Annotated in this window: 20 protein-coding genes, 1 tRNA gene and 1 pseudogene; 13 read left to right on the forward strand and 9 right to left on the reverse strand. The window is 52.5% G+C overall.

The features are described 5' to 3' along the window. Positions 1-94: 94 nt before the first annotated feature. The 8 genes from ACR0KN_RS07405 to ACR0KN_RS07440 form a co-directional block, all read right to left on the reverse strand. Positions 95-277, reverse strand: a complete 183-nt coding sequence (locus tag ACR0KN_RS07405; RefSeq protein WP_480652511.1) for a hypothetical protein — start codon at positions 275-277, stop codon at positions 95-97. 187 nt (positions 278-464) lie between these two features. Continuing rightward, entirely contained in the window at positions 465-758 is a 294-nt protein-coding gene (locus ACR0KN_RS07410) for a hypothetical protein (RefSeq protein WP_480652513.1), read from the reverse strand. A gap of 53 nt (positions 759-811) precedes the next feature. Further along, positions 812-2,101, reverse strand: a complete 1,290-nt coding sequence (locus tag ACR0KN_RS07415) for an AAA family ATPase (protein ID WP_480652515.1) — start codon at positions 2,099-2,101, stop codon at positions 812-814. 4 nt (positions 2,102-2,105) lie between these two features. After that, positions 2,106-2,603 (reverse strand): hypothetical protein, encoded by a 498-nt coding sequence (locus ACR0KN_RS07420; RefSeq protein WP_480652517.1) that lies wholly within the window; start codon positions 2,601-2,603, stop codon positions 2,106-2,108. Beyond that, a complete protein-coding gene (locus tag ACR0KN_RS07425) occupies positions 2,596-3,018 on the reverse strand; it encodes a hypothetical protein (RefSeq protein ID WP_480652519.1) in 423 nt (140 codons plus the stop codon). The genes ACR0KN_RS07420 and ACR0KN_RS07425 overlap by 8 nt, the downstream gene beginning before the upstream one ends. 17 nt (positions 3,019-3,035) lie before the next feature. Beyond that, a tRNA-OTHER gene (locus ACR0KN_RS07430) sits at positions 3,036-3,130 on the reverse strand. Between the two features lie 391 nt (positions 3,131-3,521). Continuing rightward, positions 3,522-4,037 carry a hypothetical protein gene (locus ACR0KN_RS07435; RefSeq protein WP_480652521.1) on the reverse strand — a complete coding sequence of 172 codons (516 nt, stop codon included), beginning with the start codon at positions 4,035-4,037 and terminating at the stop codon, positions 3,522-3,524. Positions 4,038-4,247: 210 nt separating this feature from the next. Next, positions 4,248-4,478 carry a DUF1192 family protein gene (locus tag ACR0KN_RS07440; RefSeq protein WP_170626281.1) on the reverse strand — a complete coding sequence of 77 codons (231 nt, stop codon included), beginning with the start codon at positions 4,476-4,478 and terminating at the stop codon, positions 4,248-4,250. 251 nt (positions 4,479-4,729) lie between these two features. Here ACR0KN_RS07440 and ACR0KN_RS07445 point away from each other — a divergent pair, with 251 nt between their 5' ends. The 4 genes from ACR0KN_RS07445 (at position 4,730) to ACR0KN_RS07460 (ending at position 9,960) form a co-directional block, all read left to right on the forward strand. Further along, positions 4,730-5,326, forward strand: a complete 597-nt coding sequence (locus ACR0KN_RS07445) for a TetR/AcrR family transcriptional regulator (protein ID WP_480652523.1) — start codon at positions 4,730-4,732, stop codon at positions 5,324-5,326. Between the two features lie 122 nt (positions 5,327-5,448). Next, a complete protein-coding gene (locus ACR0KN_RS07450; RefSeq protein ID WP_480652525.1) occupies positions 5,449-6,555 on the forward strand; it encodes an alkene reductase in 1,107 nt (368 codons plus the stop codon). A 340-nt stretch (positions 6,556-6,895) separates the two neighbouring features. Further along, positions 6,896-8,785 carry an SLC13 family permease gene (locus ACR0KN_RS07455; protein ID WP_480652527.1) on the forward strand — a complete coding sequence of 630 codons (1,890 nt, stop codon included), beginning with the start codon at positions 6,896-6,898 and terminating at the stop codon, positions 8,783-8,785. Positions 8,786-9,039: 254 nt separating this feature from the next. Further along, positions 9,040-9,960: a haloalkane dehalogenase gene (locus ACR0KN_RS07460; RefSeq protein WP_480431837.1), complete on the forward strand. Its 921-nt coding sequence runs from the start codon at positions 9,040-9,042 to the stop codon at positions 9,958-9,960. Positions 9,961-9,977: 17 nt separating this feature from the next. Here ACR0KN_RS07460 and ACR0KN_RS07465 read toward each other — a convergent pair whose 3' ends face one another. After that, positions 9,978-10,865 (reverse strand): LysR family transcriptional regulator, encoded by an 888-nt coding sequence (locus ACR0KN_RS07465; RefSeq protein WP_480652529.1) that lies wholly within the window; start codon positions 10,863-10,865, stop codon positions 9,978-9,980. A gap of 104 nt (positions 10,866-10,969) precedes the next feature. Here ACR0KN_RS07465 and ACR0KN_RS07470 point away from each other — a divergent pair, with 104 nt between their 5' ends. The 9 genes and pseudogenes from ACR0KN_RS07470 (at position 10,970) to ACR0KN_RS07510 (ending at position 16,997) form a co-directional block, all read left to right on the forward strand. Next, on the forward strand, positions 10,970-11,260 hold the full coding sequence (locus ACR0KN_RS07470) for a putative quinol monooxygenase (RefSeq protein ID WP_170797705.1): 291 nt from the start codon (positions 10,970-10,972) through the stop codon (positions 11,258-11,260). A gap of 26 nt (positions 11,261-11,286) precedes the next feature. Then, positions 11,287-12,300, forward strand: a complete 1,014-nt coding sequence (locus ACR0KN_RS07475; RefSeq protein WP_480652531.1) for a zinc-binding alcohol dehydrogenase family protein — start codon at positions 11,287-11,289, stop codon at positions 12,298-12,300. A 24-nt stretch (positions 12,301-12,324) separates the two neighbouring features. Next, positions 12,325-12,681, forward strand: a complete 357-nt coding sequence (locus ACR0KN_RS07480; RefSeq protein ID WP_480652533.1) for a VOC family protein — start codon at positions 12,325-12,327, stop codon at positions 12,679-12,681. A gap of 146 nt (positions 12,682-12,827) precedes the next feature. After that, positions 12,828-13,211, forward strand: a complete 384-nt coding sequence (locus ACR0KN_RS07485; RefSeq protein ID WP_480652535.1) for a nuclear transport factor 2 family protein — start codon at positions 12,828-12,830, stop codon at positions 13,209-13,211. A gap of 136 nt (positions 13,212-13,347) precedes the next feature. Then, complete coding sequence (locus ACR0KN_RS07490) at positions 13,348-13,851, forward strand: aggregation factor core (protein WP_480652537.1); 504 nt, start codon at positions 13,348-13,350, stop codon at positions 13,849-13,851. A gap of 13 nt (positions 13,852-13,864) precedes the next feature. Beyond that, positions 13,865-14,317 (forward strand): TspO/MBR family protein, encoded by a 453-nt coding sequence (locus tag ACR0KN_RS07495; protein WP_480652539.1) that lies wholly within the window; start codon positions 13,865-13,867, stop codon positions 14,315-14,317. Between the two features lie 146 nt (positions 14,318-14,463). Next, a pseudogene (locus ACR0KN_RS07500) lies at positions 14,464-14,679 on the forward strand (CIA30 family protein); the annotation flags it as partial. A gap of 329 nt (positions 14,680-15,008) precedes the next feature. Further along, positions 15,009-16,181 carry an adenylate/guanylate cyclase domain-containing protein gene (locus ACR0KN_RS07505; RefSeq protein WP_480652540.1) on the forward strand — a complete coding sequence of 391 codons (1,173 nt, stop codon included), beginning with the start codon at positions 15,009-15,011 and terminating at the stop codon, positions 16,179-16,181. A gap of 48 nt (positions 16,182-16,229) precedes the next feature. Continuing rightward, positions 16,230-16,997: a hypothetical protein gene (locus tag ACR0KN_RS07510; RefSeq protein WP_480652542.1), complete on the forward strand. Its 768-nt coding sequence runs from the start codon at positions 16,230-16,232 to the stop codon at positions 16,995-16,997. Positions 16,998-17,002 lie beyond the last annotated feature (5 nt).

Genomic DNA, 17,002 nt, shown 5'->3' on the forward strand with positions numbered 1-17,002 from the left:
GCGAAGCTGGATTTGCAAAGTCTGGTTGTGAATGTCCGCTTCGGGCTGACTGCGGCCTATCGCACAATTCCAAAAACCGGCGACACTAACCTTCTTAGACCTGCTTTGGGGCGAGTTTGTTCCACTCATCAGCGCTCATGCTTTTTCGCGTTAGCCCATCCTCTGAGGTGAACTGAGCTGCTTTGACGAGGAGAAAGGCCACCGTGATGGCGTCTAGCTCGCAGCGTTTCTCGAATTCTTCGGTCGTCTCATTGGGCCCTTCTTCTGACATTCTCATTCCCTCTGTATCTGAAACTTTCGGGCAATTGGCTGACTTTGCATGGTACTTCATTGCTCCGGAAAAGCCAGTTGTCGCGCGTACGAGTGCCTGTTTCGGAGGGGCTCCAATTCTGCGAACGATCTAGCACTCCAGTCCAAGTGCTTTGCGACTGCGTAGAAAGATGGGAGACCGGCTCCGATACTCCTCATTGTTCGTTTTGTTGGGTGTCATCTGATGACACATCCGGCTTATTGTCAGACGTTGCTTCAATCTCCCGAACTGCCAACTCGGCGATTTTTCGAACCAAATACCAAACGCTGCTACGGCGTGTGTGCCCCTTGATCCAGCCGGTCACATCCTTGGCCGGGATATCGAGATGCGGTGCCTCGTCTTCGAATACTCTGACCTTGTAGTCGGAGATATCCGCAAGACCGGACATGTTTCCAGCCCGGGCTTCTGCGATTGGCGTACGATTTACATAGACAACAACTCTTAGCATTTTCGTCCTTCCTATTTTGTGGTGTTTGCATGCTTGGGTCTTCGCGGATTCCATTAGTTCCACGAGTGGTTTTTGGTCTTCTGATGCAGGAGGCCCCTTACCAGCCGTCTCAGAACTCGCACTGATCTGTGCTGCTCATAGGTGCCTACCAGAGCTTCGATGTCGCCGAGATCCTGCCGAAAGAACTCAGGTCTCAACCCGAAGTCAGCCGCGAATTCGCTCACCAGGCTTTGAATGATCGCAGGCAGTTGCTCCGGTGCCGGAGGCGGGATTTCATAGATTGTGCAACGGCTGAGAAGAGGGGCGGGTACGCCACTCAAATCATTTGCGGTCAAAATCCAGCTCACATGTGAGGCATCCACGTCAGCCGCCAGATATTTCTCTCGATATCTCCTGGCCTCAGAGGGCTCGAGCAACGCAAGAAGTTCGCCAGTGATATCTCCGTTGCGACCCGAGTGCGTCTTGTCAATTTCGTCGAGGATGATCACTGGGTTAAGGACCCGCGCAGTTGCCACAGCCTCCGTCACGATCCCTGCATGCGCGCTACTCCAACCTACCGAAAGACCAAACAAATGGTTCTCCGACTTGCCGCCGACATTTGCGCTCTGCACATAAAGGCCGAGAGCTTTACAGGCTGCCTTTGCAAAAGCTGTTTTGCCGACGCCGGGCTCGCCAACCAGTAGGGTGGGTTGGATATGAAGGATGTCAGATCCGATGCTCCATCGGCACTCGAAATCATGGACCATCCCCTCGATGACGAAATTGCAATGAGGGAATCTTTGGGAAACTGCACCAAGCTCGTTCAACGCATCAAGTGAGGCCAGACGGGCGAATTGATTGCTCCAGGTTGTGAGTTGCTTGATATGTTCCGGCATCTCTTTTCTGAGTGCGCGCGGCAGGTATTCAAAGTCCAACTTGTCTAGAAGATATCGTGCAGCAGCGGTCTTCTCACTCTCTGCGCGAGAAGATTCAATGCTCATATCGGCAGCATGACGTTCGGAGATGAGGCGCATGACCTCTTTCCAACGCTTCAGGCTCGCCATCTGTTCCACCGCGTCCTGGGCAAAGACCGCCAGAGCAGGATCGAGTTCCCTCAGACGGTTAATTTCCGTCTGCCGCCAGTTGTCAGGGTCATCGCTAAATCTCGCGGTTTCTTCAGATCGTTTATTGATCACCCTGAGAAGATCTTCAGAACTGGCTCTTTCCAAAATTAACTGCTTCACAATTTCCCAGGACGCATGGGAATTGGCTGCGCTCAAAACAGGGCGGAGGATGTCTGCCTCGTCATGACAGAAGCCAGCCAGCGCAAAGATCTCATCTTCTTCCCAGGTTGTTCCACTCATCGGGCTACCAACCTTTCGCCACACACGCAGGACATCGGTGACCCGAAGCACCCCAGGCAATTTGGCCGATATAGCCACAGCTTCGGCATTGAAGCGCATCTCGCTTAGCGCGAGTATTCAAACGCACTGTGGGAAAGGTCTCCATTCGCTCAGTGGCCGCCTTATGCGCATGCCAACAGCACAGGTTGACATGCCAGGCAGCGATGACCTGAACTGTGGATGCGTTACCGCACCGCTCACAGGACATCTCTGCTTCCTGCATAGCTTGCTGCAACCGCAGTTGAATGAACGTGTCTTCCTGCGTCCCATCCATGTAGATCCGAAGCGAGCCAAATTTTTGCTTGATCTGGCCGACCGAGGGATAGCTTTCCTCACGCCGGTCGCAGTGCCTTTTGATCGCTTCAAAACACTCGGTGACAATCCGAACCCATCCCAGATTGTCTTTTCCCAAATTCTGTTCAACGGAGCCGCGGATGTCATCGTAGTCGAAGGCGTCAGTCATCCGTCGGATCCCCGGTTCTAGGGGGTTCGGATTCTTGCTCTGAAGCGATTTCCTCCAGCGCAGCAATAAGACGATGCAGGCCTTTTTCTGTCTCTGCCGCCACCGTCAATTTCAGAGCGGAGAAGTGTTCGTCCGGTAAGTCGAACAGGCATTCAGCGACGTTTCGATGATTGATACTGTCAGGATCGAATTCGTGAAAAGGGAATACCAACCGCAGAATTGCGTCTGGAGGAAGACGGCGCCTGTCTTCTTTCCCAACGTCTGAGTACATGCGACCTGTAGCACCATGGAACAGAAGCGTTTCTTTCAACACACCGCTCTCGATGCGCGTTTTGACTTCCGAGAGAAGATCGTCGTTGGCGTAGAGCTTCAGGCGTCTTTTCAGGTCTTCATTTGTTTTGGATTCTTGTGACATTGAATGCCTCCAGAGGATGGTAGGAGGCGTCGGAATCGAACCGACTCGTGCACTCTTATCTGGAGCTATCACAGGGGTATAAGCCCCGCCCGCATCACCAATGCTGCCTCCCACGTGTTTCGCGTGGGGTATCGATTCAAGTCGATATTCGTTGGCAGTGGATGCGTGTGTTGGACATGGGGCGAAGCTGAACCAGCGCGAGGCATCGTGTCAATATGAAGCACGCAAAACGTCGTGATTCACCGCGTAGTTCCGGGAACTTTCTATCTAGGATTGTGTAAATTGCTGCCTCTCGACCATCTCAGGCACGTATATTTCCCCGTACAAGGTGAGAATCGGGAGGTGATTCTGGTTTCATAGAGAGCACTAGAACGTCCGGATTCTTAGCCGGCTCGAACTGGTTTGAAGCTTCCGTGTCTTCTCTGAGGCAGTGGGAGACCAGCTCTTAAGTCACTCCACATGAGGCGATGAGTTTCGTGAGCGGCGTGGAACCCGCCCGGATCTTACCAGCCTTTTTTCACGCAGCAGGGGCATCTCCGCCTGTCATCGGATCGGTCAATATGTCCAACGTAGCCACAGACCGCACAGACGAGGTGCTCGGGTGCATCCGTTGGGCGGAAGAAGCGGCGTTTTTGCTCATTGAACCGCCTGGCCGCTTCTTCATGCGCGCACCAACAGCATAACGTAATGATCCAGCTTCCTAAATTCTGAGAGCGTGCCGCGTTCCTGCATCGCTCACAACACTGGTTCGCCCTATTGATAGTAGCAGCGACCCAGCCGCGGATGCGTTCATCCTCGGATACCTTGCTGAAGTAAATCCGGAGTTCGCCAAATTTCTCCTTGATCTGGAGTACCTTCGGATAGTCGATCTCAAGCTCGTCACTGCGCGCTTTGATCTGCTCAAAGAGCTCAGTCACGATCCCCGACCAGCCCAGTGGGGTCTCACCCAATTCGAGCTCAATTCTTGTTTTAATATCGTCGTAGTCGACCAAATTGATGGTGGCTTCAGCTTCAGACATTGCGCGCCCTCCTGGAATTCCACCGGCAGGGGGTCAGCTCCGATTGGATTCCGCTAGCACTTTGACGGGACAACGGTCTTCACTTAGGACGTCAACTGTAAGTTGTAGTATCTATTACTACAGGAAAGTCGCGTTTCTTTGTGCTGGATTTGCAACTGCTTCACGTCACCCATGGCCACAGGAACTATCTGCCCGGCGGTGAGGTTTTTTCTAAAGCGCGTGCTTTTCCTGCCTTCGCTGTTCCAACCGTTCTATCTCTGCTTTCAACAGCGCGATCCTCTGCGATGTCTGATGTTCCGCAATCAGATCGAGAAACATCTTGGTCTTGCCGCCATGCTTCATACCGTAGCGCTCGTAGACCATGGCGTTAAACTCATCCAGTTTCGCCTTAGGGATCCTAAACTGGATGTGCTCAAACTGTTCGGTCTCTGTTTTAGTCATCGAATCCACCCTTGTTGTCTGATGATAGCAGACCGAAGCCTCTGACGCGGCCATGACTGTGGCACGGTCCTGGCGCACAAGTACCTGCCGGCATTTTTGATATACATCAGTCATATACTGATAGCGACTGGCGGGTCTGGCATTCCTACAAACCTAACAAATTCCTGTCGTTGGCTGTAATTCGGACTAACCAATCCAAAATCCTCTGCTGGTCCCTTGAACTTCTGGACTGATCATTCCACATGTATGCCATGAGCAAAGAAACTCTTCAATTTGCAGACATCAAGTCGCCCGCAGGCCCGGGTAGGCCTCGTGCCTTTGACGAAGCTGAGGCTTTGGAAAAAGCCTTGTGCGTATTTTGGCACAAGGGCTACGAGACCGCGTCCTTGGACGAACTGACCAAGGCCATGGGTTTGAGCCGTTCCAGCTTTTATGGAGCATTCGGCAACAAGCAGGCATTGTTTCACAAAGCCCTCCGCCACTATTCAAGACGTGCATTGAAAACTCTGCGTGCAGTTGCAGACACTGGTGGGGAAGATCCCGTTGGATCGATTTTGGAAGCTTTGGCGAACCCGCAAGGCGGCCGTGACGGCTGTATGCTGATAAACTGCCTTACTGAGCTTGCGCCGCACGATGATGAAGTGGCGGCTCTCGGGCGGCACCATTTGGAGAGTATTGACGAGATTTTTGCGAGAGCACTTGAGCCCTCAGATCCGGCCCAGGCACTCGACAAAGCGCGCGCCTATTCTTCCCTTGCAATCGGCACTTTGGCATTGCGCAAGGCGGGCGTTCCCGCTGAGCAGATATCGCAAACCCTGAAACAAGCCCGGTTGGTGATTTCGCCATAAGGCCTCCCGCCACCATAAAGAAATGAAACCTGACACAAATGCAAACAACGGGCATTGACCCTAATATTGGACTAAATGGTCCAATAATATCTGAACGAAGTTTACTAAAGAAGGAAGCAGCAATGGCTGATGAAAAACTGTTCTCCGGCATCAAAGCTGGCGCAATAGAACTGAAAAACCGCGTTGTCATGGCGCCACTGACCCGCAACCGGGCAAGAGCCAAGGATGACAGCGTCCATGAATTGCAGGCCAAGTACTATGCGCAGCGGGCGGGTGCTGGTCTGATCATAACGGAAGCTTCGCAAATCTCGCCCCAAGGCAAAGGTTATGCTTGGACGCCCGGCATTTATTCCCAAGCACAGATCGACGGCTGGAAAAAAGTGACTGAAGCCGTCCATGCTGAGGGTGGCAAGATTGTGATCCAGCTTTGGCATGTTGGCCGGATTTCGCATTACAGCTTGCAGCAGGATGGCGGCGCCCCTGTTGCGCCATCCGCAATTGGCGCTAAGGCTATGACCTTTGATGGTGAGCAGTTTGTCGAAACTTCGGAACCGCGGGCTCTGGCCATCGAAGAAATTGCGGACATTGTTTCCGACTACCGGAGGGCCGCGGAAAACGCCAAAGAGGCTGGTTTCGACGGTGTCGAGGTCCACGCAGCCAATGGATATCTGATCGATCAGTTCCTGCGGGACGAGTCCAACAGGCGTGAAGACGATTACGGCGGTCCTGTCGAGAACAGAGCGCGATTCCTGGAGGAAGTCATGGACGTGGTTGTCGACGTGTGGGGCGCCGACCGCGTTGGTGTTCGCCTCAGCCCGTTCTCGGACGCCAACAACATCTCCGACAGCGACCCGCAGGCGACGTTCTCCCATGCGATCAAATTGTTGAATAGCTATGGGTTGGCCTATCTCCATCTCGTGGAAGGACAGACCGGCGGCCCGCGCGATATTCCTGAAGGTGGCGATTTAAAGGCGCTCTATGAATTGTTTGACGGTGCGAAAATGGGCAACAACGCTTATGATCGCGAAATGGCGATTGAATCGGTTGAGACCGGTGCCGTCGATCTGGTGGCTTTTGGCCGACCGTTCATTTCCAACCCGGATCTTGTCAGTCGGCTGGAGAAAGACGCCTCGCTGAATGAGCTGGATGCAACTACCCTCTACGGTGGTAACGAAAAAGGATACACCGACTACCCAGCGCTAGAAGAGGAAGCTGTTGCCGCAGAGTGATGCATCACTCTTAACTCCTTAGTGACAGGCAATAAAAAATAGAGTGAGCGCGCCGGTTTGGACGCGCTCATTTCGCAGGTACGGCAATATCAATTCTGGAAGCGGGGATCTATCACAAGTCTGCGAATGGACTGCTTCCCTCCGATTGCGGTGATTGAGAGAGGCTTTTGAGTTTATCATCAGCATTTCTTTGTGTTGGCGAAATCCAGGTTTCAGCAGATACCACATCCGAGAAAACAAGCCGTGTGAGACGGCCTGATGGATTTTGGCCTTATCTGCGGCGCAGAGTTGGTCCTTCGTATTTGCTGCTGGTTAGGTAACGTTAGGTTGGGAGTACAATATGGAATTACCAGCACTGACTTACGAAATGATAGCCGTATTGAGTCTATTGTCTTTTACGGTCTTACTTTTTGTTACCGAGATTATACGGATCGATGTCGCAGCAATTCTTGTAATGGTGCTGCTTGGCGCACTGAGCTATCTACCGGGGCTAGGTAATCTTGCCGATGTCTCCAGGCTCTTTGAAGGTTTTTCCTCGAACGCTGTGATGTCAATCATCGCAGTTATGGTAATTGGCGCTGGGCTTGATAAGACCGGACTTATGTCAAAGGTTGCGGCCTTGATCCTCAAGAATGGTGGCACGACAGAGGCCCGGATCATCCCAATCATATCAACAACGGTTGGTGTCATTAGCTCTTTCATGCAGAACGTTGGAGCTGCTGCGCTCTTTCTACCCGTTGTTAGCCGTATCTCAGCACGTACGGAAATCCCGATGAGTAGGTTGCTGATGCCCATGGGGTTTTGCGCGATTCTGGGTGGTACGATTACATTGGTCGGGTCGTCGCCCCTCATCCTGTTGAATGACCTGATTGTTTCAGCAAACTCATCCCTTCCGGCTGACCAACAAATGGAGACATTTGGGTTGTTTTCAGTCACGCCTATCGGTGTGATGCTGGTGCTGACAGGGGTGCTTTACTTTGTGCTCTTTGGTCGTTGGGTCCTCCCAGCGCAGCGGGAGCGTGGAGAAGACGCAAGCTCAGCTCGATCCATGCAGACCTATGTCGAAAACACCTATGGTCTTAGAGCTGATATGTTCGAGATACGTGTTCCTGAAGGCTCGATCATCATCGGGCAAACGCTCGCGGATCTGATGGTCGCCCATAACATGTACATTCTTGGCACATCTTATCGCGGCCACAAGGTCATTGCGCCGATGGCTGATACTAAGATCGAAGCCCCGGCGCGGCTTGCAGTGCTTGGCCTGCGCCGTGTGGTAGAGCATCAGTTCGCTGAGCCTTACGGCTTAAATATCCTACCCCAACTAGATGTCTTTGCAGATGATTTCGCCGCGACCCAATCGGGGGTGGCAGAGGTTGTTATTCCGCCCGGTTCATCGGTCGTTGGTCAGACTCCGATTGACTTGCGTCTCCGTCAGACTCACGGGTTGTCATTGTTGGCTATTCAGCGTGGCGAAGAAACACTGAGTCATGTGGAAACCGAAGATCATGTTGCCACGCATATCGGGCAAGTCCCTTTGCAAGTCGGCGATACCTGTGTCGTGCACGTGCAGTGGGACCGTCTGACACGACTTAAGTCGGACAGGGATTTTGTCGTCGTAACTTCGGATTTTCCCCAGGAAGAGTTACGACCACACAAGGTCGGATGGGCGCTCGCCTTCTTCCTAATAGCGTTGAGCTTAATTCTATTCTCTGATCTGCGCTTGTCATTGTGCCTGTTGACCGGCGCTATTGGGATGGTGTTGAGCCGTGTGCTCTCGATTGACGAAGCCTACGAGTCGATAAGTTGGAGTACTGTTTTTCTACTCGCTTCACTGATCCCGCTAGGTCAGGCGGTTCAGAACACCGGCACTGCGGATTGGATTGCAGCGCATGTGTTGGCCCTTCTGAAGGGGTGGCCGATCTGGTCTTTGCAAGCAGGGATCGCCGTTTTGGCAACGGCGTTCACGCTGGTCATGTCCAATGTAGGCGCAACTGTCCTGCTGGTGCCACTAGCAGTTTCTATTGCCGTATCCGCGGGTGGCAATCCGGCTGTGTTTGCTCTCACGGTGGCAATATCAACGTCCAACTCATTTTTGATCCCAACACACCAAGTGAACGCGTTGATCATGGGCCCGGCAGGCTACCGGGTGGTCGATTTCGTTCGCTCAGGTGGAATCATGACTCTACTTTTCTTGGTTGTCTCAATGACCGGACTTGCGCTCTTCTTCTGATGCGCTTCTTGGCGATTCGCATTGATGAACTCTGCTTCAGCTCAGAAGAACTGGCAAGATGAGGTCTTTGAGACCAATCCTTTTGTTGGAGCAGAAAATCCGAGATCTATACAAATGGACCTTCGCTGCGAGCAAGAGAAGAAGGGCGGCGAACAAATGCAAACCTGACGTCGACATACGCTGGTACTGGACCGTCTTTGTTTTATCGATCACTTTTGCTTGGCCAATACCGTCGGCATATTGGAGAGTTCACTATGAAGTTCCTTAGAACACCTGACCATCGGTTTGACGGGTTGCCAGATTTCGCATTCGGCCCGAATTATCTTGATGTGGATGATACCGAAGGCGGTCGTCTCCGAATGCACTATTTGGACGAGGGACCGGAACAGGCACCGCCCGTATTGTTGATGCATGGAGAGCCAACCTGGTGCTTCCTGTATCGGCACATGATTCCGTTATTCAAAGATGCGGGCCATCGAGTTCTGGCTCCTGATTTGATTGGGTTTGGACGGTCGGACAAGCCAACCGAGCGGTTCGATTATACCTACCAACGCCATGTAGACTGGATGTCCGAGTGGTTGCGGAAAGTTGACCTAACGGGCATCACATTGGTTTGCCAGGACTGGGGCGGTCTAATAGGCTTGCGGCTGGTCGCGAGTATGCCCGAGCGTTTCTCTCGTGTTGTTGTGGCGAACACGGCCTTGCCCACCGGTGACGTGCCCTTGGGTGAAGCATTTCTTTCATGGCGGGAATATTCACAATCCGTGCCTGAATTTAATTCGGGCCGTATTGTATTCGGCGGTACAACATCGAAGATTTCCGATGAAGAGGTCGCAGCCTATAACGCACCGTTTCCGGATGCGCGCTATCTGACAGGCGCTCGAGAGTTTCCAATGTTGGTGCCTGACACAGCTGATAATCCAGCTTCTGAAGCCAACCGAGCCGCATGGGAAACCCTCAAGACCCTAAACACCCCGTTTCTGACTGTTTTTGGAGAAGATGACAGGGTCATGGCAGGGGTAGACAAACTGTTCCAAAAGTCGATCCCTGGGGCAGTTGGTCAAAACCATACCGTTGTGCCTAAAGCGGGGCATTTCATTCAAGAAGATGCTGGCACAGAGCTGGCACAGGCGACTTTGAAATTTATTGAGCAAACACAGCTGCTGCCAGATTAGTGACTTCCCCTGCGGCCTTAACTCACACCAAATTTGCGACGCAAATGCTCAGCTAAGGCCGTTATGCGACGTGGTTGGGCTCGGCTCGGCGGAAACATCATCTGCAAAGGTTTCGGCGGTGGAAGGAAATCGCGCAAGACAGAAACAAGTCTGCCAGATCTAACGTCGCCGCCCACATCCAGCTCGGACTTCAATACGACCCCATGGCCTGCAATCGCCCAATCGCGGATGAGGGAACCATCATTGACTATTCGATTTCCTTTTACCGATACGCGCTGGGCATTTGGTCCTGATCCAAACTCCCAAACGTTATCGATCACGTCGCCAAACCTCATGACCAAGCAGTTGTGGTTTAATAGATCTTCTGGTTTTTCGGGCGTTCCGAATAAGGCTAGGTAACTTGGGGACGCACATACGAAACGTTGGTAGCTTCCTAGATTTCGTAATCTGAGCGAGCTGTCTGTGATGTTGCCGAAGCGAACGGCGAGGTCGAAACCCTGGCCTACAAGGTCGACATAACCGTCTGAGAGGGACAGCTCGATTGAGACGGCAGGGTTCTCTTCGGTGAATTCGGCAATAACCTTGGAGACAATGCTCCGTCCCAAGTCAATCGGCGCGCTTATGCGAATTGGACCAGACAGAGTTTCGGCGCCGTGCCGAACAAGTGTATCCAGCTCCGCAATCTCACTGAGGACGTTTCTTGCCCCATTGGCTAGTACTCGTCCTTCTTCGGTCAGCCTAATGGAACGGGTGGTACGGTTGAACAAAACCACACTGTAATGTGCCTCTAGAGCCGCGAGCCGCTCGGACACTGTCGTGCTCGACATCCCTGTCTCGCGCGCTGCGGCCACAAGACTGCCTTTCTCGGCTATGGTCAGAAACAAACGAAGATTGTCCAAAAGCATTAAACGGAATTTCCGGATTATATGTTCGATCTTGCCCTGTTTATCCCGAAAGGGCTGCGGCGTAAATCTTGCGCATCGCTCAAGAACACAAGGGATTTATTCCAATGGCCAAGCTGACAATCGTCGCCAACATCAAAGCCAACCCCGACAAGATCGACCTCGTAAAGGCCGAGCTTATCAAGCTCATCGACATTACGCGTTCCGAAGAGGGTTGCATTAACTACGACCTGCATCAGGACAACGACAACCCGGCTCATTTTGTGTTCTACGAAAATTGGGAAAGCCGAGAGCTTTGGCAAACCCACATGGGTGCACAGCACCTTGCGGCCTACCTGGAAGCAACCGAAGGCGCCGTAGCTGAGTTCACGTTGAATGAAATGACTGTCATCGGTTGATACAGAGCCAAACAAAGGAGCACGTTATGAAAGCCGTGGGATACCGTGAGACGGGGTCGATTGATCGGGCGGACGCCTTAATCGACTTCGAGGCCGACAAACCGGCGCCAAACGGACATGACTTGTTGGTGAAGGTGCAGGCCGTGTCAGTGAACCCAGTCGATACGAAAATTCGGCAGAAACGCGCTCCTGCGGGTCCAGCACCTGATATTCTGGGGTGGGATGCAGTAGGGATCGTCGAAGCAGTTGGCGAAACGGTTGAGACTTTCCGTCCGGGAGATGCAGTTTGGTATGCCGGGGCAATAAACCGACCGGGAACCAATGCCGAGTTTCATCTGGTGGATGAACGTATTGTCGGATCAGCGCCAAAATCCATACCGGCGAAGGCAGCTGCGGCGATGCCGCTAACGACACTTACTGCCTTTGAGATGCTGTTCGACCGCTTGCGAGTTCATGATGCCGTTTCCGGCGGGGCCAATACGTTGCTGGTTATTGGTGGCGCAGGCGGTGTCGGGTCAATCACCATTCAATTGGCGCGGGCTCTCACTGACTTGACGGTGATTGCCACTGCGTCCCGGCCCGAGACACAAGACTGGGTTCGAGAGCTTGGCGCACACCATGTCATCAACCATGCGGAACCTTTTGGCTTACAACTCGAGGCTCTCGGTATCGACAGCGTGGATTTCATTTATTCCACGAACCATTCCCAGCTTTATGCTTCCCAAGCTGGAGAGGTGATGACACCTCAAGGTCGCTTTGGGTTGATTGATGATCCTGAGACCTTCGACATCGCGCCGTTCAAACCCAAATCGATCTCATTGCATTGGGAGTTCATGTACACTCGGTCGCTTTTCGGGACTGGGGATATGAACCGTCAAAGCGAAATCCTGAATCAGGTCGGCGGCTTGATAGACGATGGAAAGATCCGATCCACAGCAACCGATACACTTGGTAGGATCAATGCCACCAACTTAGCGAAAGCGCATGCTATCCTCGAAAGCGGCAAGGCCAAAGGTAAGCTCGTGCTTGAGGGTTTTTAGCTGAGAATTGAGCGGCTGGATCATGTGAATATTGTGACGACTAGGTTGCCTAAGATGGTTACTTGGTATGAAGAGGTCTTGGGTTTAAAACTCGGGGCCCGCCCTGATTTTCCGTTTCCCGGAGCGTGGTTGTATGCGGGTGATCACGCCGTGGTTCACCTTGTGGGTCACGAAGGAACGCCTAATGTCGGCTCCGAAGTGAAGCTCAAGCTCGAGCATTTTGCGCTCTCAGCCACAGGGTTGAGAGCATTCGAAGAAAAACTGATCTCGTGTCAGATCCAGTATCGCAAAACTGATGTCCCGGGGGCTGGAAAGGTGCAAATCCATGTGGCCGATCCTGATGGAAATCATATTCACATAGACTTTGAAGAAACCGAATAAGTGGCTAACCCGTGAAATAGTCGCAACGCAAAATCAAGCCGGTAACTTCTTGCCAATTAGGGATTGAGGTCCTTGCCGGGTTGCTTCCAAGACTTGCGTGGGCCAACATTTTTTTGGGCGGTGCAAACGTCGATTTGGAGATCAATATGCCGGACCTCAAAACAAACAAGAAAAACGTCATCGCTTTCTACGAAATGATGTTCAACGAGTGTCGACCTGCCGAGGCCATAGAGATCTTTGTTGGGGAAACCTATACGCAGCACAACCCGCATGTTGGCGACGGCAAGCAAGCGTTTATCGAATATTTCGAGCGCATGGCCGCCGAATACCCGGGAAAGCGTGTGGATATCAAACGTGCCTTTGCTGAAGACGACCACGTTATTCTGCATTGCCACCAAATCTGGCCCGATGGTCTCGAGTACGCAGGGATCGATATTTTTCGCCTGGATGTCGATGGGAAGGTTGTCGAGCACTGGGACGTTCTTCAGGAAGTTCCAGCAAACAGCGAGAATGACAATGGCATGTTTTGACTTCGCCGTTCTGACAGCGGTGCATGGAACTTCGAAAGGCCCTGTCGGCTAAACCACGATGGTCAAAGGGTATAAGTCTGATCCATGAAACCCGCCGAAGCGTATCTATCAAGAACCCATTGGGAAGGAGATAAACATGCGCCCGAAGAGTATTCTTGCAGCGACCCTCGGATTACTTGCGGCCACTTCCCTTCAGGCTGGTGTACAAATTCGATTCATAGAAGGCGCGCCTAAGGACCGATTTGTTTTGACAAATGTCGGAGCTTGCGAAGTAGAAGCCTCGACCCTAAAAATCGACTTGTCGCAATCTGCCGGACGTTTGATTTTCGATGTTACCGAAAAAGGTGCAGGCGTGGAGGTCTTCCAACCTCTTGAGTTCGTTGAGGGTGCGGACGCCCTGCGGCAAATTCCAGCGGTCGTGGACGGGCAAGATACAATTGAACTTGAGATCGCCTCCCTTGCGGCCGGGGACAGGTTAGCTTTTACCATCGATGTAGACGACACCATTGGGCAACGCGAAATCACTGTAACGGGGTCGGAGATCGAAGGTGCCACGGTGTCATTTACCGATGCCGATGAGATCAGTACTGCGACCTTCACTTCTGAAGCGCTTGTCAACGTGTCGACCAAGGACTGCTGAAAGCTGTCCCACAATGTCGACTTGGCTGATCCGCGTAGCATTTCTTGCGCTCACCTTGGGGGGCGGCATCCTGATCGGTACACTGACCGCACCCGGCGATTGGTATACCCAGCTTTCTAAACCGGCTTTCAATCCTCCAAATTGGATTTTTGGGCCGGTCTGGACGGTGCTTTATGTCTTGATCGGCATGGTGGGTTGGCGTCAGTTCGAAACAGACCGCGGCTCGACCGCCATGAAGCTGTGGTGGACACAGATGGGTCTGAACTTTTTGTGGTCCCCGGCCTTTTTCGTACTGCAACTGCCGTGGTTTGCCCTTTTGGTCATTGTCGCGTTGTTGGCTGTCATCGTCATGTTCATCACTCAGGTTAGGAATTCAGATCGGGTTTCCGCACTGGCCTTCCTGCCGTACTTCGCGTGGGTCGCATTTGCCACGGCGTTGAACCTCTCCATTGCGATACTGAACTGAGAAGGAACAATATGCGTGCCAGCTTACTTGGGCTTGTTTCAGGTCTTGTTATCATCGGATGCTCTATGGCTCAGGCTGATGAAAATCTTGCAGAAGACTTCTCCAAGTCTCCGGAGGCGCGTTGGGACTACGTTGCCGACACCGTAATGGGAGGTGTTTCCTCAGGACAGGTGCAGTTTCGTTCGGAAGGTGATGTCGCATTCGCGCGGCTGACCGGAACCGTCAGTACAGAAAACAACGGCGGTTTCATCCAATTCCGACGCAAATTGTCTGATCGACCAGATGAGGGTGTATCAGGCGTCAGGCTATTGGTACGGGGGAACGGCGAGCCATACTTCGTTCACCTCAGAACGCGTGGCACGGTGCTTCCGTGGCAATACTATCAGGCCGCGTTTGTAACTTCTAACGAATGGACAGAGTTTATTTGCCTCTGTCAGGCTTCAAGGCTTCAGGTTCCATGTTACGCGCTATTCCTGTTGCGGACGCAATCACCTCACTTGGAGTTGTAGCCTACGGGCGCGATCACGAGGCCCGCGTAGACGTCAGCGAGATTGGATTCTACTGAAGTTCGCCCAAGCGAGGGGCTACAATCTTCTGTTGAACCAATCAGATCAGGCGGCTCAATAAATGTAAGCGACAATGCAATTCCAATAGTCTTTGCTCATCCTTTGCAAGCGACTAATTTGGGTACATGGAAGAAGTCACTCGACTAACCGAATGGATGATTACAGAAGGTCGTCGCTCCGGCGATCCCGTAAAGGTGGTGTCACAGTTTTGTTCTTCCTTGGTCGAAGCCGGAGTTCCGCTGTGGCGAGCAAACATTGGCCAGCGCTTTGCCAATCCACTGCTTATTGCTTGGGGCGTGGTTTGGACGCCCAACGGCACCGACAGCTACGATGTCACACATGAGACGACGTTGACGGATGGTTATGTTGGGAGCTCATTCGAGTATATTCTGGCGAATAGAAAGCCGCTTCATAAAAGTCTCCAGCAACTGGACTCAGAAATAGAGCATTCATCCTATTTGGAATTTGCAGAGCAAGGCGGCACCGACTACTACGCTACTTTGCTTTGTTACGGTGATGGATCGCTGCATGGTTGTACGTTCGTTACACAGGCGCCGGATGGATTCTCGCCGGAACATCTAAGGCTGATTGAAGCGGTCTTACCTGCCCTTTCTTCCGCTCTGGAACCTGTGACGATGCGAAAATCGTCTAAAGGTCTACTTCGAACCTATTTAGGAGATGGGCCTTCCGAGGCAGTCTGGAGCGGCAACATCAAGCGCGGTGAGCGAACAACTCTGGATGCCGTGGTTATGTTCTCTGATCTGCGAGGCTTTACGGCACTTTCCGAAACCTCTTCGGAAGAAGAAGTCTTCGACACGCTCAGCGACTATTTTGATTTGGTAGTCAAAGCCGTAGAAGACAACGGTGGAGACGTCCTCAAGTTCATGGGTGATGGCATCCTGTCGATCTTCACTATTGAAGCTCAAAAAAACCATGCCGACCGTTGCAGAATGGCGGCTCTTGCAGCGCAGAGTGTGCTGAGTGGTTTGAAAGCTCTCAACACTAGACGAGACGAGTTCCAAAAACCGCCCTTGGACATTGGAATTGGGATCAACGTTGGGCAGGTCAGCTACGGTAACATCGGCAGCCCCGGCAGGCTTGATTTTACGGTTTTGGGTGGTGCGGTGAACGTCGCAAGCCGAATTGAAAACTTAACAAAATCAATTGGTCAGAGGGTGTTGGCGACGTCAGCCGTTGCAAGTGCTGCGCCGAACATGTTCGTTAGCTGTGGGGATCATGAAATACGTGGCCTTGCTCAGCCCATTGAACTGTTCTTTCTCACTGAAGGGGCGCAATAATCAGGTATAGTTTTTTTAAAACAACATACCTTTCCGGGAGCATCCTGAGTGTTTGCAAGAACCATAGCCTTATTGATCTGCGCTGGGGCTTCTCCGGCCACGGCATTGGAGCTTCGCGAAACTGGGCGCTACGAGCTCAACCAACCCGCAAGCCTTGACTACGATCCAACGTTTTGTGGCTTGTGGATTGCCAACGAGGGGCCCGAAGCAATTCTCGTTACATTGCAAGGGGATGAGTTGCGCCGAATATCCAGCGATCTCTTTCGGATCAAAGCAATTGCTGTTGAAGGGGATCACTTGTTACTGGGTGATGGTCTCGGCCGTCTTCAACGTGTCTCTAAAGAAGGAGTCACTTTAGGAGCACCCTTTGAACTTGAAGGTGGTTTTGCGGATTCCGAAGGCATCGCGATCAATGCCCAGGGGCAGATCGTGACCGTAGAAGATGACCCGGAACGGTTGTCTTGGTTCACTTCAGAGGGTGCATTGACGGCGAGGTTGGATACCATGAAGCTCTCTCCCCCGTTAAGCGAGGCACAAGGCATTGCGATTGACCCACGCACCGGTCACATGTTGATTGTTGATGACTGGGAAGGGTCAAACAGCCTGTATGAGTTCACGGCAGATGGCCAACTGCTCGCCCAGCAAAGTTTGTTGGAGTTCGGCACTGACCCGGAGGGCATCGCCATAAGGCCAGGATCTAACCAACTGTTCGTGGCATTCGATGGCGGCGCGAAGATTGTGACATTTGACTACACGCCCACCTTGCCAGAAGGATCACCGCCACTGCCGCCGGGCGCGGATTGCATGATGTTCTGAGAGCT

It is taken from the genome of Ruegeria sp. AP7 (genome assembly GCF_056539905.1).